Origin of the sequence: Micromonospora palythoicola (assembly GCF_036689795.1) — a bacterium.
Lineage (GTDB): Bacteria > Actinomycetota > Actinomycetes > Mycobacteriales > Micromonosporaceae > Micromonospora > Micromonospora palythoicola.
Genome location: NZ_JBAGKI010000019.1, coordinates 45,653 through 67,318, shown reverse-complemented (window position 1 = coordinate 67,318; position 21,666 = coordinate 45,653). Strand labels below are relative to the sequence as shown.

Here is a 21,666-nt window from a genome sequence, read left to right as displayed (position 1 = left end):
ATGGCGCCGCTGCTCGACGTCGACTCCCTCGCGGTGACCCTGCCCGGTCCGCGCGGGCCGCTGCCGATCCTGCACGACGTGTCGCTCAGCGTCGGCGAGGGTGAACTCGTCGGCATCGCCGGCGAGAGCGGCTGCGGCAAGAGCCTCACCGCACAGACCCTGCTCGGCCTGCTCCCGGCCGGCGCCTCCGTCACCGGCACGGCGCGGTTCGCCGGCACCGATCTGCTCGGCCTGGACAACCACGGCTGGCAGCGGATCCGGGGCGCGGGCATCGCCATGGTCTTCCAGGACCCGTCCGCCGCCCTGCACCCGATGCTCACCGTCGGCCGTCAGCTCACCGAACACATGCGGGTGCACCTGCGGATGGACCGGCGGTCCGCGACGCGCCGGGCGGTGGAACTGCTCGACCAGGTGCGGATTCCCGACCCGGAGCGGGCCCTGCGCGCCTACCCGCACCAGTTCTCCGGTGGCATGCGGCAACGGGCCGCCATCGCCATCGCGCTGGCCGCGCGACCTCGACTCCTGATCGCCGACGAACCGACCACCGCCCTCGACGTCACCGTGCAGGCCGGCATCCTCGCCCTGCTCGACCGGCTGCGCGCCGAGACCGGGCTGGCCGTCGCCTTCATCACCCACGACCTGGGGGTGCTCAGCGCGTTGACCACCCGTGGCTACGTCTTCTACGCCGGTCGCGTGGTGGAGACCGGCCCCACCGGGGCGCTGCTCACCGCGCCCACCCACCCGTACACGGCGGCGCTGCTGGGCGCCCGACCGCACGGCACCCAGGCCGTCGGCACGCTGCGGCCCATCCCCGGCGCCCCACCGGCCCCGGGCGAGGCGCCGCCGGGCTGCCCGTTCCAACCCCGCTGCGGGTACGCCGAGCCGGCCTGCGGCACCGCACCACCGCCCCTGGCTCCGGTGGCGGCCGACCGGTCGGTGGCCTGCGTGGTCCGCCCGCACCTGGAGGTGACCGCCCGATGACCGGCCTGCTGGACATCAGCGACGTCGAGGTCGAGTACCGCTCGCGGGGACGCGGCCGGGTGCTCGCGGTCGCCGGGGTCAGCCTGGACGTGGCGGCCGGGCAGATCGTCGGCCTGGTCGGCGAGTCCGGCTGCGGCAAGTCGTCGCTGGCCCGGGTGGCCGTGGGGTTGACCCCGCCCAGCGCCGGGACGGTCCGCTTCGCCGGGCAGCCGGTCACGCCGCTGGGCTGGCGACGCCGACCGGACACCGAGATCGGCCTGCAGATGGTCTTCCAGAACCCGTACGCGTCGCTGAATCCCCGGCGCACCATCGGCGCGCAACTGCTCGACGGCGTCCCGGCGACGGTGACCGGTCCGGCGGCCCGCCGCAACCGGGTGCGTGAGTTGCTGGACCGCGTCGGCATGCCGAGCACGGCCGCCGAACGGTACCCGCACCAGTTCTCCGGCGGTCAGCGGCAACGCCTCGCCATCGCCCGGGCCCTCGCCCCGCAACCACGGATGATCATCGCCGACGAACCAGTCACCGCTCTCGACGCCTCATCCCAGGCGCAGGTGGTCAACCTGCTCGTCGGGCTGGTCCGCGACCTCGACATGGGCATGCTGTTCATCTCCCACGACCTCGCCCTGGTGCACGAGATCGCCGACATCACCGCCGTGATGTACCTGGGCCGCATCGTGGAGAGCGCGCCCACCCGCGAGCTGTGGCGCAGTCCGCGACACCCCTACACCCGGGCGCTCGTCGACGCGGTGCCCCGCATCGGCCCCACCCCGCAGTTGCCCGCCACCCTGGCCGGTGAGGTGCCCGACCCCGCCAACGCCCCCACCGGCTGCCGGTTCCGGCCACGCTGCCCGCACGCCTTCGCCCCCTGCGGCGACCAGCCACCAACCCTCGACCTCGGCGGACGCAGCGCCGCCTGCTGGCTCAACGATCCCACGATGGCCCCGGCCACCGTGCCCGCGAACTGAGGACGTCGTCATGCACACCGCCACCGAACAGGTCCTGGTCAACCTCGCCCTCTACGACGGCGTCGCCGACCACCTCCAGCCCGACCGGGGAGTCCGGATCGGCGCCGACGGGATGATCAAGGCGGTGGGGGCCGTCGACGACGTGCTCGCCGAGGCCGGCGACGCCCGCGTGGTCGACCTCGGCGGCGACGTGGTGATGCCCGGCCTGACCAACATGCACGTACACCTCTCCCTCGGGCTGCCCGGCCATCTCGCCGACACGGTGCACCGGTCCAACCTGGCCGAACTGGTGCTGCTGATGGCCGACTCGGCCCGACGCACCCTGCACGCCGGGGTCACCACCGCCCGACTGGTCGGCGAGGGACGCTACGCCGACTTCGCGCTGCGCCGGGGCATCGAGGCCGGCGCGGTGGACGGCCCCCGGATCTTCACCGCCGGGCACGCGTTGTGCTGCACCGGCGGCCACGGCTGGGAGGCCGACGCCCTGGAGGCCGACGGCGCCGACGGCTTCCGCCGGCTGACCCGGGCGCAGATCCGGGCCGGCGCCGACCTGATCAAAGTCTGTATCTCCGGCGGGATCGCCGGTCAGTTCGAGGCGATCGACACCCCACAGCTGCTCGACGACGAGATGGCCGCCGTCATCCGGGTCGCCCACGACTGGGGGCGCAAGGTCACCGCGCACGCCGGACCGGCCGACACCGTACGCCGGGCCGTCGAACTCGGCCTGGACTGCGTGGAACACGGCTACGAACTGACCGACGAGGTCACCCGCCTGATGGCCGACCGAGGCGTCTGGTACGTGCCCACCATCGTGGTGAGCCGCTGCGAACAGTTCTTCCGCGACTCCGGGGTGCCCGGCTGGCTGATGGACCGGGCGCTGGCCGCCGGCCCCCGGCACTGGGAGAGCCTCCAGCACGCCATCCGCAACGGGGTGCCGATCGCCCTGGGCAGCGACATGCCGCCGCACGCCGGCTACGACGAGACCAGCGCGACCGTGCGTGAGCTGGAGTTCATGGTGGACGCCGGGATGCCGGTCGCCGAGGCGCTGAAGGCCGCCACCATCCGGCCCGCCGAATGGCTCGACCGGGCCGACACGCTCGGCAGCGTCGAGGCCGGCAAGCACGCCGACCTGCTGGTGCTGCGCGACGACCCGACCCGTTCCGTCTCCGCGTTGCGCACCCTGCACACGGTCGTCAAGGGCGGCGTCGTCTACCGCGACGACCACCACCGCTTCCGGGCGCCCCGATGACCGACATCACCACGGTCGCCGACGGGTACCTCAGCGGCCTCGCCACGCTCGACCCGGAGGCCGCCGAGGCGGCCGGACGTACGCCGCAGTGGCGGCTGGCCGACCTGTCGCCGGACGGCTTCGACGCCCGCGTCGAGCTGGCCCGCGTGACCGCGACCGCCGTGACCACCGCCACGGTGACCGTCCCGGCCGAACGTGCCCTCGCCGGTGCCCTGGCCGACCGGCTGGCCAGCGAGGTGGCGCTGCACGACGCCGGCTTCACCACCCGGCTGCTCGCCCCGCTCGCCACCCCGGTGCACCTGGCCCGGCAGGTGTTCGACAACCTGCCCCGGACCACCGTCGACGACTGGGCCGTGGTCGCCGACCACCTCCACCGGCTGCCCACCACCCTCGATCAGTACGCCGCCACGCTGCGTCGCTCCGCCGGGCGTGGTCAGGTGGCCGCTCGCCGGCAGGTGCTGACCGTCGCCGATCAGTGCGCCGCCTGGGTCGACACCGACTTCTTCGGCGGTCTCGTCGCCGGTCACCGGGGCGGGCCGCTGGCCGGGCGGCTGGCCGAGGGAGTCCGGCGGGCCACCGCCGCCACGGCGGGGTTCGCCACGTTCCTGCGTACCGATCTGGCTCCCGCCGCCACCGACACCGACGGCGTGGGCCGCGACCTCTACCAGGTCACCGCGCGCGCCTTCCTCGGCGCCACCGTCGACCTGGACGAGTTGTACGAGTACGGCTGGGCGGAACTGTCCCGCACCGCCGCCGAACTGCGGGCGGCGGCGGCCGCCTGCGGCCATCCGGACGTGGCCGCCGCCCGGACGGCGCTGGACGCCGACCCGGACGGCCGGGTGCCGGTCGGTCCCGCCCTGGAGGAGTGGCTGACCAGGCGGACCGCGCTGACGACGGACCTGCTCGACGGGACGCACTTCGACATCCCCGCCGCCACCCGCCGGGTGGTGTGCCGGATCAGTCCGGCCACCTCCGGGGTCATGTACTACACCCCACCCGACGCGCGGCTGACCCGCCCCGGTGGCATCTGGTGGTCGGTGCCGCCGGGGGAGTCAACGGTGCCGGTGTGGCGGCATGTCGGCACGCTCTGCCACGAAGGGCTGCCCGGCCACCACCTCCAGCACGCCATCACGCTCACCACCGCCGACCTGCACCCGTGGCAGCGCACGCTCTGTCAGGTGCACGGGTACGCCGAGGGCTGGGCGCACTACGCCGAGCGGCTCGCCGACGAGCTCGGCCTCTACGCCGGCCCGGCGGAACGGCTCGGCATGCTGGACGGGCAGATGTGGCGGGCCGCCCGCGTGGTCGTCGACCTCGGCCTGCATCTCGACCTGCCGATCCCGGCGGGCAACGGGTTCACCGACGCGTCCCGCTGGAGCCACCCGGTGGCCGTGGACCTGCTCACCCGGGTCGCCGGGCTGGACGCCGCGACCGCCCGGTTCGAGGTCGACCGCTACCTCGGCTGGCCGGCGCAGGCGCTCGCCTTCAAGGTCGGGGCGCGGCTGTGGCAGCAGGCCCGCCAGGACGCGGAGCGCCGCGCCGGCGCCGCCTTCGACCGCAAACGGTTCCACCACACCGCGCTGGCGCTCGGGCCGATGGGCCTGGACCCGCTGCGTGACCGCCTCGCCGAGACGTTCCGACCCGCTGCCGACCCCCTCGACCGGAAGTGACCCCGATGAGCATCGACGAACTCACCGCCACGATCACCGACATGTACCGATCACTGGGGGATCGGTCCGCCTTCGACGCCCACCTGCACCCCGACCTGACCATCTGGGAATCCGACGCCGATCGGCTGCTCACCGGGCTGGCCGCGCTGGACGCGCTGCGCGACCGGCGGGCCGCCGAGGCCACCGGCCCGGCACCGGTGACCGTCGCCCCGGAACAGCTGCGCGCCGAGTCGTGGAACGGCACCGGGCTTGTCCGGTACGTGCTGCGCGCCCGGCACGCCGACGACCGACCGGACACCTGCTTCCGGGTCACCGACGTGCTGCGGCGCGACGACGCGGGCTGGCGGATCGTGCACCACCACGCGGAGGCCGTGCGATGAGCGACGAGCAGCCCACCACCGACGTCTACGACCTGCGGGTCGTGGTGGAACGCATCGAGGGACGCTCGGTGTGCGGCATGAAGCCGGGCGACCACGTGGAGCTGACCGAGTCGTGCCGGTTGCGCATCCCCGAGGGCCAGCACTTCTGCCTGTACGCGCTGGCCGCCTGTCTGCCGCTGCTGCCGGCCAAGCAGCGGGCCCTGGACGACGGGGACTGGATGGCCCGGGACAGCCACGTCGCCTGCCCCGACCCGGAGGAACGGCTCATCATGCGTATCGAACGCACCGGCCGGCGGCAGATCCCCACCGAGGAACTGACGTGACCCGCCTGGTGGGCATCGGCCTGCAGTCGGACAAGTCCGCCGACGAGTACGCCGTGCTGGCCGAGCTGGCCGAACGGCACGGCTTCGACGTGCTGTCCGTCTTCGGCGACCTGATGTACCAACCGCCGCTGTTCCCGCTGCTGGTGGCCGCCCGGCACACCCGCCGGATCCGGCTCGGCGCGGCCTGCCTCAACCCGTTCACCCTGCACCCGGTGGAGGTGGCCGGTCAGGTGGCCGCCCTCGACCTGGCCTCGCACGGCCGCGCGTACCTCGGCCTGGCCCGGGGCACCTGGTTGCAGCAGGTGGGAGTGGCGCAGACCCGGCCGTTGCGCCGCATCGCGGAGACGGTGCAGATCGTCCGACGGCTGCTCGCCGGTGACGAGGGCGGTTTCGTCGGCCGGGAGTTCACCGTGGCCCCCGGTACCGCGCTGCGGTACACCCCGGCCCGGCCGGACGTGCCGGTGCTGGTGGGCACGTGGGGCCAGCAGACCGCCCGGACGGCCGCCGCGTTCGCCGACGAGGTGAAGGTCGGCGGGTCGGCGAACCCGGCGATGGCCAAGACGATGCGGGCGTGGCTGGACGAGGCGGCCTCGGGTCGGGACACCGGTGTGGTGCTCGGCGCGGTCACCGTGGTCGACACCGACGGGGCGCTGGCCCGCCGGGTGGCCCGGACCGAGGTCGCCATGTACCTCGCGGTGGTCGCCGCCCTCGATCCCACCGTCGAGGTCGACCCGGAGCTGCTGGCCCGCATCCAGCGGCACGTCACCCGCCGCGAGGACGACCTGGCCGGCGCGCTGATCAGCGACGACCTGCTCGACCTGTTCGCGTTCTCCGGTACCCCGGAGCAGGTCGCCGCGCAGGCCGCGGCGGTTTTCGACGCCGGGGCGAGCCGGGTGGAGTTCGGCACCCCGCACGGCCTGACCCCGCAGCGCGGGATCGACCTGCTGGGCCGGCGGGTGCTGCCGCTGCTGCGCGCCTGACCGTCGACCCCGCGGGCCGGAGGTTCAGTGCCGCCAGGCCGACCAGAGGTCCGCGTACCGGCCGCCGGCCGCGATCAGCTCCTCCGGCGTGCCGATCTCGACGATCCGGCCGTGCGCCATCACGGCGATCCGGTCGCAGGCGTGCGCCTGGCTGAGCCGATGGGCGACGACCACCGCCGTGCGGCCCCGGGTCAGGGCGGCGCTGGCCTGTTCGAGCTGCCGCGCGCCCGCGCTGCCGGCCTCGGCGCTGGCCTCGTCGAGGACGACGATCGGCGGGTCGGTCAGCGCGATCCGGGCCAGTGCCAGCTGTTGCGCCTGACCGGCGGTGAGCGGGTGTTCGCCGTCGCCGACCCGGGTGGCCAACCCGTCGGGCAGGGCGGTGACCCAGCCGTCGGCTTCGACCAGCCGCAACGCGGAGTGCAGCTCCTCGTCGGTCGCGTCCGGAGCGGCCAGCCGCAGGTCCTCGGCGAGGGTGCCGGCGAAGACGTGGACCTCCTGGGTGACCACGCCGACGGTGCGGCGCAGCTCGACCGCGGACAGTTCACCGATCGGACGGTCGCCCAGCCACACCTCGCCCTCGGCGGCGGGGAAGACGCCACCGAGGATGGCCGCGAGGGTCGTCTTGCCGGCTCCGCTCTCACCGACGATCGCCAACGACTCGCCCTCGGCGATCTCGATCGAGACGTCCCGCACGACGGTGGGACCGCCCGGGTAGCGGTGCCACACCGACTTGGCGGTCACGCTCGTCGGCAGCCGTCCGGAAATCGGTCCGGCCGGCCGCGGCCGGGGTACGTCGAGCCCGGCGATACCGACGAGCCGGGCGAGCGCCGCGCCGGCCGACTGGACGTCGTTGAACGACATCAGCAACAGGCCGAGCGGGCCGAAGAGTCGGTGGAACAGCAGCGCGGCGGCGGTGACGTCGCCGACCGTGCTGTCGCCCGCCCGTACCAGCAGGAAGCCGGTGAGCAGCACGGCGGTCAGTCCGAGCGCCTCCGCGTAGTTCATCGTGTTCGCGAACCAGAGGAAACCGCGCACCGCTCGCAGGCGGGCCACCACCGCCTGCCGGGAGGTCAGCTCGACCCGTCGGCTCTGGCGCTCCTGCATGCCGTACGCGTGCACGGTCCGGGCACCGGTGAAGGTGGTCAGCAGGCTCTGGGTCCGCACCGCCGCGGCTTCCCGCTCGGCGGCGTACAGCCGTTTCGCCTGCGGCACGAAACGGCGCAGGCTCAGCACGTACACCGGGAAGACGACCAGGAACGCGGCGGCGATGCGCCAGTCGAGCGTCGCGAACCCGGCGAAGGTGATGACGACGGTGACCAGTGCGGTGAAGATGCCGGCCGCCAGCCGCACCGAGTCGGTCACCCGTTCCACGTCCTCGGTGACCCGGGACGCCACGTCACCGGAGCCGGCGCTCTCCAGCCGGGTCGCGTCCATCCGCAGCGCCCGGTCCAGCACCTCCTCGCGGAGATCGGCGCAGGCCCGCATGCCCCACTCGGTGACCAGCCAGTTGGCGGTGCCGGTGAGGACGGCGGCGGCCAGGCCCGCGCCGAGGATGAACGCCGAGGTGAGCAGCAGCAAGCCGACGGTTCCGCCGGCCACCACCAGGTCGACCAGCCGGCCGAGCAGGATCGGCACGACGACGGCCGCGACACTTGCCGCCGTCGCCGCCGCCACCGACGTCCAGGCGAGCGTCGGGTAGCGGCGCAGGGCACGCCAGAAGGCGGCGAGCGTCACCCGGCCGGTCGCCACCGGCAGGATCGTGGCACCGGAGGTCATCGCAGCACCACCTCCGCGTACGCCGAGTCGGCGAGCAGGTCCCGGTGCCGCCCGACCGCCGCCACCCGGCCGGCGCGGAGGAACACGACCCGGTCGCACCGGTCGAGCAACGGCGCGCTGGTGGTGACCAGTACGGTCGCCCGGTCGTCGGCGCTGCGGTACGCGCGGATGCCGTCGGCGATGGCGTGCTCGGTGACCGCGTCGATCGCCGTGGTCGGGTCCCGGAAGACGGTGACCGGTCGATCGGCCAGCAGCGCTCGGGTGAGGGCGAGCCGCTGCCGCTGACCGCCGGAGAGGTTCAGGCCGTGGTCGACGAGTTCCCGGTCGAATCCGGCGTCGTCGGTGAGCAGGTCACCGACGGAGGCCGCGGCCAGCGCGGTGCGCAGGGCGGTGTCGTCCCGGTCGTCGCCGGTCTGGAGCACCTCCCGCAGGGTGGCGCCGAACAGGTCGACCCCGTGCGGTTCGACGAGCACGGTCCGGCGCACCGAGGCGAGGTCCAGCTCCCGCATCGGCGTACCGGCCAGCCGCACCTCGCCCCGCTCCGGCGACCGTGCCCCCGCGAGCAGGTCGGTGAGGTCGTCGGCGGTGCCGGTCTCCGCGGTGACGATGCCGAGCAGCTCCCCGGGGGCCACGGCGAGGTCGACGCCGTCCAGGCCCGGCGCGTGCACCCGGTCGAGGCGCAACGCTCCCGGCTGGGCCGGCCGTGTCCCGGACGGCACCCGCTCCGGTGCGGCGAGCACCTCGGCCACGCGGGCCGCGCTGGCCCGCGCCGTGGCCAGCCGGAAGACGCAGTCGGCGAGATTGAGTACCGGATCGGTGAGGAAGGTGGCCAGCCCGACGATCGTGATGAGCTGGCCGACCGTGATCCGCCCGGCCAGGGCGTACCAGCCTGCCAGAGCGGCGACTGCGGTGATCAGCAGGCCGGTGGTGAAGGTGGACGCACCGATGAAGGTGGCACCGGCCTTGACCGTGCCGATGCCGGCGCGCAACGACGTCCGGCTGGCCGTGCGGTAGCGGTGCACGGCCTCGTCGACGCCACCGAACCCGCGCAGTGGTCGCAGTCCGCGCAGCAGGTCCGACGCGACGGCGGCGGCCCGACCGACCGCCTGCTGCTGCGCGGATGTGCGGCGTCCCACGACCGGGCCCAGCGCATTGAGCCCGAGCACCAGGATCGGCACGCCGACCACCAGGCCGAGCCCGAGCGACCAGTCGATCCGCAGCAGCACGACCGTCGACACCGTCAGCCCGACCAGCGCGCTCACCCCCCGGGTGCCCAGTTCGAGCAGCTCGGCGGCGGACTGGGTGTCGGAGGTGGCGATCGAGAGCAGCTCCCCGCTCTGGCGGCTGGTCCTGATCCCCTGCCCACCGACCACGCGCCGGACCACCCGCATCCGCAGCTCGTGGGACTCCTCGGTGACCGCCCGGGACAGGAACCAGAAGCCTGACCGCCAGCCCATGGTGAGGGCGGTGAACAGCGCGAAGATGCCCAGCACGGACCAGAGCATCGCCGAGGTCGACCCGGTTCCGACGGCCTGGTCGATGACCAGGCCGATGGCCACCGGGACCAGAGCCTCACACAGCTGGTGCAGTGACCAGAAGGCGGCGCACAGGGCGGTGTCGCGACGCTGCCGCCAGAACATCCGGCGGATCAGTCGCCCCGTGGTCTGTGTCATGCCCCCGCCTCACGCTCGCTGAGTTAGGGCAGGCTAACCCGCTGTCCGCACGGAACGCCATTTGCGGGGTGTCCGGTGCTGGCCGGGGCTCAGAAGTCGGCGTGCGGAAGCGGCGGCCGGTCGAGCCCGGCCCAGGAGCGCAGCAGCCGACCGCCGATGGAGTCGGCCGGCCCCGAGCCGGGACCGTTACGGATCCGCTCGACGATCTCGGCGCGGGTGAACCACCGGGCCTCCGTCAGCTCCCGTCCGTCCACGGCGATCGTGTCGTCGACGGCCCGGGCGACGAAGCCGACCATCAGGCCGGCGGGGAAGGGCCAGCCCTGGGAACCCTGATAGGTGACCACACCGACCGTCACCCCGGCCTCCTCGCCGACCTCGCGGCGGACGGCGCCCTCCAGGCTCTCGCCGATCTCGACGAAGCCGGCGAGCAGCGAGAAGCCGTCCGGGCCGGCACCGTGATGGCGGGCGAGCAGGCAGCGTGGCCGCGGGCCGGGGTCTTCCACCAGCACGATGACGGCGGGCTCGATCCGGGGAAACAGCTGCCGACCGCAGTCGGGCCCCTGGCAGACCCGCAGGTGACCGGCTTCGGCACTGACCGTGCTCGCGCCGCAGGTGCCGCAGTATCTGGCGTGCCGGTTCCAGTGGAGCAGGCCGCGCGCGTACGCCAGGGTCGCGGCGACCGGGCCGGGCAGGGTGCTGGCCAGTGCGCGCAGGTCGGCGCTGACCTGTGCGGCACCCAGGCGCAGCGCCTCGGTCTCCTCGACCTCGCTGAGGTCGGCGGCGAAACTCGCCGTGGTGCCGTCCAGGCCGAGCAAGGCGGTCTGCCCGGCCCTCGCCAGCAGAGTGCGGGCGGGCGGACCGGTGAGCCGCACCGGCCGGCCGTCGGCCGTGAGCAGTGGCCGGCCGCGCCACATCGGTAGCACCTGGCTGTCGTCGCGGCCGAGCAGGTCGGCGACCCAAGCCGGGTCGGCGCGCAGGCTCGCCGCCCGGTCGTGCGTTGTCGCGGTGTACGCGAGCCCGTGAAACACCATGCTGCCGATCGTGCCGGAAGCCCCTGGTGGCGCGGTCACCGGCTCGACGCTCCCTTACCTATTGTACTATCACCGTAGTACAAGAGGTAAGGGAGCGTCGGTGATCGAATTCGTACTGGACGGCCGGACCAAGGTGAACACCTACGTACAGCTGGTGCAGCAGGTCAAACAGGCGTTACGGGTGGGGTTGCTGGCGCCCGGCGACCAGCTGCCGAAGGTCCGCGAGGTGGCCCAGTCATTGGCGATCAACCCCAACACGGTGCTCAAGGCGTACCGCGAGTTGGAGCTCGAAGGACTGGTGGAGGGGCGGCCCGGTGTCGGCACGTTCATCACCGCGTCACTGCATCGTGAGGCGCTGGTCAACCAGGCCGAGCTGCGCGCCGAGCTGGTCGACTGGGTGCGTCGGGCGCAGGCGGTGGGGCTCACGGCCGAGGAGGTCACCGCCCTGGTGGCGACGACGATGCGGGCCACCTTTCCCGCCTCGGTGACGGAGGAACCCGCGTGAGAGGAAGCGGTATGGAGTTGGTGCTGGAGGCCGACGGGCTCGGCCGAAAATACGGCGGCACCTGGGCGCTGCGCGACTGCTCGCTGCGGCTGCCGGCCGGGCGGGTCGCCGCGCTCGTCGGGCCCAACGGGGCCGGCAAGAGCACGTTGCTGCACCTCGCGGTTGGCCTGTCCCGGCCGGACGCCGGCGAGGTACGGGTCTTCGGTCAGGTGCCGTACGGCAACACGGAGCTGCTGGCGGAGATCGGATTCGTCGCGCAGGACACCCCGATCTATCGGGACCTCACGCCGGAAGAGCTGGTCATCATGGGCGGCAGGCTCAACCGGCGGTGGGACGCGACCCTGGTACGGACCCGGCTCGCGCAACTGGGCATCTCGCCCGGTCGGCCGGTCGGCAAGCTTTCCGGTGGGCAACGGGCCCAGGTGGCGCTCGCCCTCGCGCTGGCCAAGCGGCCCCGGCTGTTGCTGCTCGACGAGCCGGTGGCCAGCCTGGATCCGCTCGCCCGCCGCGAGTTCATGCAGTCGCTGATGGGCAGTGTCGCCGAATCCGGCACCACGGTACTGCTCTCCTCGCACATTCTCGGCGACCTCGAACGGGTCTGCGACTACCTCATCGTGCTGCACTCCGCAGAGGTGAAGCTCGCCGGCCCGGTGGAGGAACTGCTCGACGACCACCGGCAGCTCACCGGGCCGCGCGCGGCCGGTGAGCGTCCGATCGCCGGGGTCGCGGCGGTGGTACGGGCCAGTCACACCGACCGGCAGTCGACCCTGCTGGTCCGAGGCGACGGAGACCCCATCGACCCGGAGTGGACGGTCCGCGACGTCACCCTGGAGGACCTGATCCTGGCCTATCTCACCGACGGCAAGACGGCGTCGGCCAGCCACGAGGCGTGGGGAGTTCCGGCATGATGTGGGTCGCCTGGCGCCAGCACCGCAGGCAGGCGCTGGTCACGCTGATCGGGCTCGCCGTCCTGGCTGCCGTGCTGGTCCCGACCGGGCTGGCGATCCGGGGCAGGTTCGCCGAACTCGGCCTGCCGCAGTGCCTGCGCCAGGACGCCGAGACGGCTGAGTGCGTCCGGGCCTTCAACCAGTTCAACAGCCAGCACGACACGACGCTGCTCGTCGGCATCCTCTTCCTCGTCCTGCCGCTGCTGGTCGGGCTCTTCTGGGGCGCGCCGCTGGTCTCCCGGGAGGTCGAGCAGGGCACCCACCGGTTCGTCTGGACGCAGGGGATCAGCCGAACTCGGTGGGCGGCGACCAAGTTCGGGCTGGTCGGCGCGCTCACGCTGGGCGCGGCCGTCGGGTACGGGCTGGGCATGGCGTGGTGGCTGTCGCCGCTGGTGGCGGGCGGTGGCCGGAGCCGCTTCGACGTGCTCTTCTTCGACATGCAGGGCGTGGCACCGATCGGCTACACCCTCTTCGCGGTCGCGCTCGGGGTCTTCGCCGGCACCGTGTGGCCCCGCATGCTGCCGGCCATGGCGGTGACCCTGGCCGGGTTCGCCGCCGTACGCGTGGCGCTGACGGTCCTGGCCCGGCCGCACTACCTGCCCGGCCGTGAACACGCCACGCCGTTCGTCTCCGCCGCCGGCCTGGACGAGACCGCGCTGCGGGGTACCTGGACCATCTCGAACGGCATCCGGGATGGCAGCGGAGCGATGGTGGCGCCGGGCGCCCAGATCATGTGTCCACCGGGCGCGACCGCGCCGACAGGTGGGCCGTGCGGTGGTGAGTTCGGCGCGGGCGCGTACAACTGGGTGCTCTACCAGCCGGCCGACCGGTACTGGTTGTTCCAGGGCATCGAGACCGGGGTCTTCGTCGCGCTCGCCGCGATCCTGCTCTGTCTCGCCGTGTGGCAGGTCCGTCGGATCGCCTGAGCATCCGGTTGGTGCCCCCGACGAGGGGGGCACCAACCGGACCCACGGCCCGCCGTGCGGTCAGGGCAGGGTCGCGTCGACGTAACCACCGTCCACCCCGATGTCCGGCACCGGTCCGCTGGACGGACCGGTGCCGGACGGTCGCTTTGATCAGCTAGCCGTGCAGGTCGGCGTGGGTGTGCTGGATGTGCCGGTGGTGGCGCCGAGGAAACCGAACGTGGTGCTGGCACCGGCGACGAGGTTGCCGTTGTAGCTGACGTTGCGGGCGGTCACCGTCGATCCCTGGCTGGTGACCGTCGCGTTCCATGCCTGCGTGACCGTCTGCCCGGCCGGGTACGTCCAGGTCACGGTCCAGCCACGGATCGCCGAACCGCCCGCGGTGACCCGTACCTCGCCCTGGAAGCCGCCGGACCACTGGTTGGTCACCGTGTAGGTCGCCGTGCAGCCGCCAGCGCCGGGCGGCGGCGTGGTGGGCGGTGGGCTGCTCGGCGGCGGCGTGGTGGGCGGGGGAGTGGTGGTCGGCGGGGGCGTGGTCGGCGGGGGAGTGGTGGACCCGCCCCAGCCGGCGGTCGAGTCCAGCCAGGCCGCGCGGCGCAGCATCCAGTCCCGCATGTACTGGACCTGTCCCTGCCAGGTCGGCGCGGTCGGTGTGATGAACGGCCCGACGTTCCGGTTGCTCAGGTTGGGCCAGCGCTGGAAGTTGCGCTGTGCCCCGTTGGCCAGCGGCCCGGTGAGGGCGTCGATCCGCGACTGCAACGACGCGTCGGACAGCGGGCCCCGGCGTAGCGTCTGCCAGCGCAGCCGCACCTCGTTGACGAAAGCCGGGTCACGCATCAACTGCGTGTACCAGTCGTTGGCCACCGGTTGGCGGATCTGCTGGTACTGCCAGCCGGCGGTCTGGTCGTTCTGGAAGAAGCCGCCGACGCCGAAACTGAGGTCGTAGTCCCAGAGCGGCCCGGCGAAGATCTTGGTGTCGCGGTCCTTGTAGAAGTAGGCGCTGCGGATGTAGGAGTCCATCTCCCGGCTCAGCTCGTTGACGATGAGCTGGTCGATGAAGGAAGCCACGTCGATGTACGCCCGGTACCCGGTTGTCGGATCGGCGAAGTTGGGCGCCCGCAGCACGTTGTGGAACTCCTGGATGTGGTTGCGCAGCCAGTCGCGTTGCTCGGGTTGCAGCGGTGACGGGTCGGCGACCTCGAGGTAGTTCCAGCAACTCGCCGCCGGCCCGGTGCAGGGCAGGGTCGGCTCCTCGGCGGCCATCCACTCGAACTTCCAGATGTAGCCGCCGGTGATCCTCGGCAGGGTCACGTCGTCCTCGCGGAGCTGCTTGAGGTCGAGACGGTCCTTGGAGTTCTTGATCGTCTCGACGATCATGTAGACACCCATGTAGTCGTCGGAACCGACCGGGCCGGCGTCGGTGTTCAGGTAGAACTCCGCGAAGGCGTACCGGGGCGCCGGCAGGCCCATCTGCCGGCCGAGGTCGTAGACGAACGCCTCCCGGATCAGGGACTTGTCGCTGAACGGCCCGCGCAGTACCCAGTCGGAGTCGGCCGGCATACCGAGCACCGGGTAGTCGGCGTCGTCGTCGGCGTTGTCCCAGAATTCGAGCCGGAACGGCGTCTTGGCGAACATCGCCGACGACTGCCCGCGCAGCCGGAACCCGGCCCGGGTGGCCACCGTGGGTGCGGCGGCCAGGGAGGTGCTGCCGCCACCCGGCTCGAAGATCATCGTGGTGGCGTCGAAGTACTCCCGGTCGGGCCGGCCGGCACCGTACGAGTCGATCAGGACGACCGGCAGGTCGTGTGCGGTGCTGGTGTTGCGCGCGACGTACATGGCGGTGCCCGGCGCACCCGAGGCGGTCTGCCCGACGAACGCCTGGGCCCGCAGTTGCGTCGTACGCGTGAACCGCAACGCCGATCCGGAGTAGAGGGGCGACTGTGCGTTCGGCAGCGCTCCGTCGGTGGTGTAACGGATCTGGGCACCGCTGACGGTGGTGCTCAGCGACACCGAGACCTCGCCGGAGAAGGTGCCACTGGGTACCGAGAAGCCGATGTCGCCGATCAGGTCCTCGGCGGCGTCCGCGGCGGCGGCGGCGTCCGCGGCGGTCCGGTCGACCGGTGTGGTGGAACTCGACGTGTCGGCGAGGGGCTCGGCGCCGGCCGGTGCCGGCGACGGGACGAGAAACGCGGTGACCAGCATGGCGACGGCCGCGATCCCCGCGATGCGCAAGCGGGGTGCCGTCGAGGTGCCGACGCTGGGGTCGGTCAGACGCACGATGCCTCCTGGACGGGACGGTGGGTGGTGGCGGTCGGTGCCGTGCCCACCGACGGGGTGGTGCGGAAGTGCCGACGGAGTGTCCGGCGCCAGGGCGAGTCCGGCAGCTCCGGGCGCAGCGCCGCCAGGCCCGTGGCGTACTTGGAGATGCGGGCGGGCCGCAGCCCGCGCTGCCACAGCAGCCGGTCGGCGGGCGACGCGGCGGCGCTGGTCTTGGTCTCGACCACGGCCAGGTCCGGCAGGTGCAGTGCGGTGTCGCCGGCCTGCCAGGAGAGCCCGGTGTCGATGGTGACCCGGCTGGCGGTCGCCGGCAGCAGCAGCGTCACCCGTCGGTAGCTGGTGACCAGCACCGGGTCGAGGGCGCTGCCGGCGGGCGGGCAGATCGCCTCCCGCACGAGCGCCTCGTCGACGAACTCGCGGCCGGGGACCACGGTCGTGCGGTGGTGCGGCTCGTACGGCAACCGGTGTTTGGTGATGCTGTCGCGCGCTCCACTGATCTTGACTTCGAGCCAGCACTGCGCCGAGTCGAGGTAGGTGCGGGTACGTACCTTGAAGCGGCGTCGCCGCCGGTAGGCCGCGCAGTGGTAGCTGGCCAGCAGCGGGGTGTCGAAGTAGACCGACTCGTAGCGGAAGCTCCGCGCGCCGTCGATGTCCAACACCCGCGCGTACGGGGTGAGCTGGTCCAGCAGGTGGGGCAACCGGTCGAGGGGGACGAGGTACTTGCGGTCCACCCGGGTCTGCAGCGCGGCCCGGTCGATGAGTTCGGCCAGCCCGATCGGGTCCATGGCCGTCAGCGGCGCGGTGATCGGCTGGATGCTCATCGGGCGGCTCCCGCCGTCGCCGGAGTCGCGGACGCCCTGGTGGAGCGGCCCTTGACCGAGTACCGGACGTCGACCACGGTGGTCTCGTTGACCAGGTCGAGTCGTTGCACCGTGGCGACGTGCACGCGGGCGCCGAGCAGTTGCTCCAACTGGGCCACGAGGGTCACGTGGTCGGTCACCGCCGAGTCGAGCACCATGATCTGGTGTCGGTAGTGGCGGAGCAGCCGTGGGTGGTCACCCAGGAACATCACCACGACCAGGAGACCCATCAGTCCGGCGCTGAGCCAGATCGAGGTGGTGCTCAACGCGCCGAGGATGCCCAACGCCAGGGCGGAGAAGTAGTACGCGACCTCGTGCTGGTCCAGCTCCGTCGACCGCAGGCGGATGATCGACAGTACGCCGAACAACGCCAGCCCGAGCCCCAGCCCCGCGCCGACGTTGCTGGCGCTGAGCGCGCTGGCCACCGCGAGGACGCCGACGTTGACGCCGAGGTAGGCGACCACGAGATCGCGGCGGCGGTGCCTCGGAAAGTAGAGCCCGAAGACGAGTAGCACCACCGCGCCGATGTCGATCGCGAACAGGATGAGCTGCGACATCTGCTGTCTTCCTCCTGGATCGCTGCCGCGCCGGCCCCCGTCTCATCTCGTCGGCACGAGCTGCGGTCAGGCGACCGAACGCAACCGAAAATCTCGGTAAACTTGCGGGAACTATTCCGGGAAGCGTAATGGCACACATTGAAGTAGGTCAATGGTCATGTGGTGCCAACCTGGACTTTTGGCGCGCTCGATGCCGTCGTGGTCGGCGGCTCGCGACTGGTCATCCGGCTCGACGGCGGATCACGCCTAGGTGAACCCATCATGTACCAGAGGTGAATCAAGGGTAAACGGCCCTGGCGGCACGCCGCTCGTCGCGGGTGTGTCCGGGCAGCCACCGAGCCGCGCCGGTGGGTCGTCGTTCCGGTCGGCCCGCGAGGGGGTGCCGTGAGTCACGGTCGGGGTGGGCCGACCGGGTGGCGGGGACCGGTAATCACCGAAACCATATTGACATGTTTCGTTTTTGTGTTCGAAACTTACCCAAGGTCTATCGACATTGATCGATTGAGTCCGATGGTGTCTCGCCGTCTCCCCGAAGGGGGCCCGAGTGATCAGCAGGTTGGGCCGCTCCCGTAACCGTTCGATACCGGTGCTGGCGGTGACGGCACTCACCCTCGTGGCGGCGACCTGGTCGATGGCCGAGGGCGGTGCGGCCCGGGCCGCCGCCGGGCTCACGACCGCCTCTTCGGTCGAGGACGAGGGTGTCGACTGCCCGACGTCGAATCCCGGAACGCCCTCGGCCAACCCCAGGCTGCCCGACCCCTTCCGGCGGCTCGACGGCAGCCGGATCTCGGCCAAGGCCGACTGGCGTTGTCACCGTGCGGAGACCAAGCAACTGGCGCAGCGGTACGTCTACGGCGACAAGCCGGCGAAACCGCAGACCGTCAGCGGTACGGTCTCGAACACCAGCATCACGGTGAACGTGGCCCACAACGGCCGTACCGCCAGCTTCTCCGCGAGCGTGCAACTGCCCAGCGGCGGCAGTGGGCCGTATCCGGCCGTGGTGGTGCTGGGTGGGTTCGGCGCGGACACCGCCACCATCCGGTCCGCCGGCGCTGCCGTGATCAGCTACGACCCGCTCGCGGTCGGTCGGGAGGGCACGCCCCGCACCAACAAGCAGGGTGCCTTCTACAGCATCTACGGCTCGTCCAGCAGCAGCGGACTGCTGGTCGCCTGGGCCTGGGGGGTCAGCCGGATCATCGACGTGATCGAGCAGTCGGGCGGCGCCATCCTGCGCGCGGACGCGACCGGCGTCACGGGTTGCTCCCGCTACGGCAAGGGTGCCTTCGTGACGGGCGCCTTCGACCAGCGCATCGCCCTGACCATGCCGATCGAGTCGGGCAGTGCCGGTTCGCCGATCTTCCGCGGCATCCCGGGCGAGTCCGGCGCCCAGCCGTTGAGCAGCGCGTACGGCGAGCAGCCGTGGCTGGGCGACGCCTTCGGGTCGTACACCGGCAACCCGGCGAACCTGCCGATCGACACGCACCAGACGGTGGCCATGGTGGCGCCGCGTGGACTGCTCATCATGGACAATCCGCACATCGACTGGCTGGCCGCCCGATCCTCGAGTGTCGCCGCGCTGGCCGGAGCGGAGGTCTACCGGGCACTCGGCGCCGGTGACAACATCAGCTACTGGTCCGACGTCCAGGACGGCACGCACTGCGCCTCCCGGCCTGAGTGGCGTACCCCGTTGCAGCAGAACATCCAGAAGTTCCTGCTCAACACCGGCAGCTCGACGGGCGTGTTCCGGATCTCCAGCCGGAAGGCCGGCAACCTGTCGCAGTGGCGGGACTGGCAGACGCCGACCCTCGCCGACGGTCCGACCACACCGCCGACCACACCGCCCACCTCCGCGCCACCGACGACGCCACCCACCACGCCTCCGACGACCCCGCCCACCACGCCACCGGCGAGTGGTGCCTGCTCGGCTTCGATCTCGATCAACCAGTGGACGGGTGGCTTCGTCGCCACCGTACGGGTCACCGCCGGTGCCGCCCCGGTCAACGGCTGGACGGTGGCCGTGACGTTGCCCTCCGGCGCCAGTGTCACCAACACCTGGAACGCCCAGCGCAGCGGCTCCAGTGGCGCGGTCACCTTCAGCAACGTCAGCTACAACGGTTCCATCGCCGCCGGGCAGTCGACCGAGTTCGGCTTCCAGGGCACCGGTACCGGTGGTGGGACGAACCCCGCCTGCTCGGCCCGGTAGCAACCGTTGCGGGCGCGGCGACGAAAGGTCGCGTGTCCAGTAACTCTCCGAAACTTCCGGGCCAACTTCCGGAAATCATTGACGCGCGTGAAATCTCGCTGCAATACTTCGGCCCAGTAAGGCCGATGCGATCCCTTTGGCCGGGATACGCCTCACCCATCCTCTTCGCACACACACGTCCGGGTTCATGCTGCCCAGCGCGGGCCACCGGACCCCGGAAGGAGCGTCATGGCCAACTCTTCCCGAGCACCCGGACGGTCGAGGCGACTGCGCGCCGCGCTCGTCGTCTCGGCCGCCGTCGGCCTGCTCGCCACCGCGGGCGCCGTGGTCCTGCCCGGCAGCGCCAGCGCCGCGAGCACCCTCGGTGCCTCCGCAGCGGAGCGCGGCCGTTACTTCGGCACCGCGGTCGCGGTGAGCAGGCTCAACGACTCGGCGTACACGACCATCCTGAACCGCGAGTTCAACCAGGTCACCGCCGAGAACGAGATGAAGATCGACGCGCTCCAGCCGAACCAGGGGCAGTTCAACTACGGCAACGCCGACCGGCTCGTCCAGCACGCCCGTAGCCAGGGCATGCTGGTCCGCGGACACACTCTGGCGTGGCACTCGCAGCAGCCGGGCTGGATGCAGAACATGTCCGGCACCACGCTGCGCAACGCCATGCTCAACCACGTCACCCAGGTCGCCACCCACTTCCGCGGCCAGATCGAGTGGTGGGACGTGGTGAACGAGGCGTTCCAGGACGGGTCGAGCGGCGCTCGCCGTGACTCGAACCTCCAGCGCACCGGCAACGACTGGATCGAGGCGGCCTTCCGGGCCGCGCGCCAGGCCGACCCGAACGCCGACCTGTGCTACAACGACTACAACATCGACAACTGGAACGACGCCAAGACCCAGGCCGTCTACCGGATGGTCCAGGACTTCAAGAGCCGCGGCGTGCCGATCGACTGCGTCGGCCTGCAGTCGCACTTCACCGGTGGCTCGAACTACCCGAGCAACTACCGCACCACGCTGTCCAGCTTCGCCGCCCTCGGCGTCGACGTGCACATCACCGAACTGGACATCCGCAACGCCCCGACCGACGCGTACCGCAACGTGGTGAACGACTGCCTCGCCGTCGCGCGCTGCAAGGGCATCACCGTGTGGGGCATCCGCGACTCCGACTCGTGGCGTTCCAGCGAGAACCCCCTGCTGTTCAACGGCAGTGGCCAGAAGAAGCCGGCGTACGACGCCGTGCTCGCCGCGCTGAACAACGGCACCGCGCCGCCCACCGGCAACCCGACCACTCCGCCGCCCGGTGCCGGGTGCACCGCGACGGTGACGCCCGGCCAGGTCTGGGGCGACCGCTACAACACCTCCGTGACGGTCAGTGGGGCCAGCACCTGGTCGGTGGTCGTCGCCATCACCGCGCCGCAGAAGATCTCCTCCACCTGGAGTGGCAACCCCACCTGGGACAGCAGCGGCAACGTGATGACGATGCGCTCCAACGGCAGCGGCAACACGTTCGGCTTCACCACGATGATGAACGGCAACTCCAGCGCCCGACCGCAGATCAGGTCCTGCACCGCAGGCTGACCGAGTCGAGCCACACCGGCCGTGCGGGGGGTTCGCCCCGCACGGCCGGTCCTCGTTCGGTCACGGCGTCGTCGGCGCACCCGGCGCGCCGGTCGCCGCCGGCTGGTAGTCGAACCAGTCGAAGGCGGCACTTCCGTCGGTGACGTAGAGGCCGAAGACCCGGCCGGTGAAGCCGGCGGCGACCTCCGTGGACAGATAGCGGCCGTCGAGTTCGGCAAGCACCACGGGGCCCTGCTCGGTGTCCACCACGAAGGTGACCATGTCGCAGGCGGCGGGGCGTACGCCGAAGGGGGTTCCCGGTGTCGCCGCCTGGTCGGCGGCGGTCGCCGTCGGCGGCAGCAGGTCGTGCGTCCTGGTGGAGATGGTGAGCGTGACCGGCCCGGCCGGCACCTGCCGCTCACCGAACACCTGACGGAACGGTCCGACCCGGCCGATCACCCGTACGGTGCCGTCGGCGACCTCCAGGTCGTAGTGGTGGGCCTCGTCCAGGCGCAGGGTCAGCCCGGCCCGCCCGGTACCGGGATCGACCCGGACGGCGGCCCGGCAGTCGTGATGCAGTTGCCGGTGGGCGACGAGCGTCGCCCCGGCGCGGTCGAGGGTCGTACCGTCGGCGTGCAGGGTGAGCCATCCCGGCCGTTCGGTGAGCGACAGGCTCGTCCTCGGCCGGTGCCGCACCGAGATCCAGCGCGGCGACAGTTCGCCGCCGTCGAAGTCCTCGCGGTACCCGCCAGCGTCGGGGGAGGGAGCCAGCGCGGGCGGGCTGCCGGCGGGGGCGGCCATGACCTCCTCGA

Annotated in this window: 19 protein-coding genes; 12 read left to right on the top strand and 7 right to left on the bottom strand. The window is 72.1% G+C overall.

Annotated elements, in window-relative coordinates; genetic code table 11:
* The 7 genes from V5O40_RS11560 to V5O40_RS11530 are packed head-to-tail and all read left to right on the top strand — an operon-like array spanning position 1 to position 6,548.
* Positions 1–981: an ABC transporter ATP-binding protein gene (locus V5O40_RS11560; RefSeq protein ID WP_332905429.1), complete on the top strand. Its 981-nt coding sequence runs from the start codon at positions 1–3 to the stop codon at positions 979–981.
* Positions 978–1,946, top strand: a complete 969-nt coding sequence (locus tag V5O40_RS11555; protein ID WP_332905428.1) for an ABC transporter ATP-binding protein — start codon at positions 978–980, stop codon at positions 1,944–1,946. Before V5O40_RS11560 ends, V5O40_RS11555 begins: the two co-directional genes overlap by 4 nt.
* Positions 1,947–1,956: 10 nt before the next feature.
* A complete protein-coding gene (locus tag V5O40_RS11550) occupies positions 1,957–3,195 on the top strand; it encodes an amidohydrolase family protein (protein WP_332905427.1) in 1,239 nt (412 codons plus the stop codon).
* Positions 3,192–4,865 carry a DUF885 domain-containing protein gene (locus tag V5O40_RS11545; RefSeq protein WP_332905426.1) on the top strand — a complete coding sequence of 558 codons (1,674 nt, stop codon included), beginning with the start codon at positions 3,192–3,194 and terminating at the stop codon, positions 4,863–4,865. Before V5O40_RS11550 ends, V5O40_RS11545 begins: the two co-directional genes overlap by 4 nt.
* A 5-nt stretch (positions 4,866–4,870) precedes the next feature.
* Positions 4,871–5,245, top strand: coding sequence for a nuclear transport factor 2 family protein (locus tag V5O40_RS11540; RefSeq protein ID WP_332905425.1), 375 nt, complete (start codon positions 4,871–4,873; stop codon positions 5,243–5,245).
* Positions 5,242–5,568 (top strand): TIGR04076 family protein, encoded by a 327-nt coding sequence (locus V5O40_RS11535; protein ID WP_164447174.1) that lies wholly within the window; start codon positions 5,242–5,244, stop codon positions 5,566–5,568. Before V5O40_RS11540 ends, V5O40_RS11535 begins: the two co-directional genes overlap by 4 nt.
* Complete coding sequence (locus tag V5O40_RS11530) at positions 5,565–6,548, top strand: LLM class flavin-dependent oxidoreductase (RefSeq protein WP_332905424.1); 984 nt, start codon at positions 5,565–5,567, stop codon at positions 6,546–6,548. Before V5O40_RS11535 ends, V5O40_RS11530 begins: the two co-directional genes overlap by 4 nt.
* Positions 6,549–6,572: 24 nt before the next feature.
* Here the strand turns inward: V5O40_RS11530 and V5O40_RS11525 are convergent, their stop codons facing one another.
* The 3 genes from V5O40_RS11525 to nudC form a co-directional block, all read right to left on the bottom strand.
* Positions 6,573–8,324 carry an ABC transporter ATP-binding protein gene (locus tag V5O40_RS11525; protein WP_332905423.1) on the bottom strand — a complete coding sequence of 584 codons (1,752 nt, stop codon included), beginning with the start codon at positions 8,322–8,324 and terminating at the stop codon, positions 6,573–6,575.
* Complete coding sequence (locus V5O40_RS11520; RefSeq protein WP_332905422.1) at positions 8,321–9,997, bottom strand: ABC transporter ATP-binding protein; 1,677 nt, start codon at positions 9,995–9,997, stop codon at positions 8,321–8,323. The genes V5O40_RS11525 and V5O40_RS11520 overlap by 4 nt, the downstream gene beginning before the upstream one ends.
* Before the next feature lie 89 nt (positions 9,998–10,086).
* Positions 10,087–11,028 carry an NAD(+) diphosphatase gene (gene nudC / locus V5O40_RS11515; protein WP_332905421.1) on the bottom strand — a complete coding sequence of 314 codons (942 nt, stop codon included), beginning with the start codon at positions 11,026–11,028 and terminating at the stop codon, positions 10,087–10,089.
* Positions 11,029–11,128: 100 nt separating this feature from the next.
* Between nudC and V5O40_RS11510 the strand changes: the two genes are divergently transcribed.
* Genes V5O40_RS11510 through V5O40_RS11500 form a run of 3 tightly spaced genes read left to right on the top strand, consistent with a single transcriptional unit; the run spans position 11,129 to position 13,406 of the window.
* Positions 11,129–11,533, top strand: a complete 405-nt coding sequence (locus V5O40_RS11510; protein ID WP_269741243.1) for a GntR family transcriptional regulator — start codon at positions 11,129–11,131, stop codon at positions 11,531–11,533.
* Between the two features lie 11 nt (positions 11,534–11,544).
* Positions 11,545–12,441: an ABC transporter ATP-binding protein gene (locus V5O40_RS11505; RefSeq protein WP_332905451.1), complete on the top strand. Its 897-nt coding sequence runs from the start codon at positions 11,545–11,547 to the stop codon at positions 12,439–12,441.
* Positions 12,438–13,406 carry a transporter gene (locus V5O40_RS11500; protein WP_332905420.1) on the top strand — a complete coding sequence of 323 codons (969 nt, stop codon included), beginning with the start codon at positions 12,438–12,440 and terminating at the stop codon, positions 13,404–13,406. Before V5O40_RS11505 ends, V5O40_RS11500 begins: the two co-directional genes overlap by 4 nt.
* A 150-nt stretch (positions 13,407–13,556) precedes the next feature.
* Here the strand turns inward: V5O40_RS11500 and V5O40_RS11495 are convergent, their stop codons facing one another.
* Genes V5O40_RS11495 through V5O40_RS11480 form a run of 3 tightly spaced genes read right to left on the bottom strand, consistent with a single transcriptional unit; the run spans position 13,557 to position 17,097 of the window.
* The gene (locus V5O40_RS11495) at positions 13,557–15,680 is read right to left on the bottom strand and encodes a CotH kinase family protein (RefSeq protein WP_408631861.1); all 2,124 of its coding nucleotides are present in this window, start codon (positions 15,678–15,680) and stop codon (positions 13,557–13,559) included.
* Positions 15,671–16,501, bottom strand: coding sequence for a polyphosphate polymerase domain-containing protein (locus V5O40_RS11485; RefSeq protein WP_332905419.1), 831 nt, complete (start codon positions 16,499–16,501; stop codon positions 15,671–15,673). Before V5O40_RS11485 ends, V5O40_RS11495 begins: the two co-directional genes overlap by 10 nt.
* Complete coding sequence (locus tag V5O40_RS11480; protein ID WP_332905418.1) at positions 16,498–17,097, bottom strand: DUF4956 domain-containing protein; 600 nt, start codon at positions 17,095–17,097, stop codon at positions 16,498–16,500. Before V5O40_RS11480 ends, V5O40_RS11485 begins: the two co-directional genes overlap by 4 nt.
* Before the next feature lie 631 nt (positions 17,098–17,728).
* Between V5O40_RS11480 and V5O40_RS11475 the strand changes: the two genes are divergently transcribed.
* Together V5O40_RS11475 and V5O40_RS11470 are read left to right on the top strand one after the other, a co-directional pair.
* On the top strand, positions 17,729–19,300 hold the full coding sequence (locus V5O40_RS11475) for a glucuronyl esterase domain-containing protein (protein WP_408631863.1): 1,572 nt from the start codon (positions 17,729–17,731) through the stop codon (positions 19,298–19,300).
* A gap of 228 nt (positions 19,301–19,528) precedes the next feature.
* Positions 19,529–20,875 carry an endo-1,4-beta-xylanase gene (locus tag V5O40_RS11470; RefSeq protein WP_332905416.1) on the top strand — a complete coding sequence of 449 codons (1,347 nt, stop codon included), beginning with the start codon at positions 19,529–19,531 and terminating at the stop codon, positions 20,873–20,875.
* 60 nt (positions 20,876–20,935) lie between these two features.
* On the opposite strand, the gene V5O40_RS11465 is transcribed toward V5O40_RS11470, so the two are convergent.
* Positions 20,936–21,655 (bottom strand): beta-xylosidase family glycoside hydrolase, encoded by a 720-nt coding sequence (locus tag V5O40_RS11465; protein ID WP_332905449.1) that lies wholly within the window; start codon positions 21,653–21,655, stop codon positions 20,936–20,938.
* Positions 21,656–21,666: the final 11 nt, after the last annotated feature.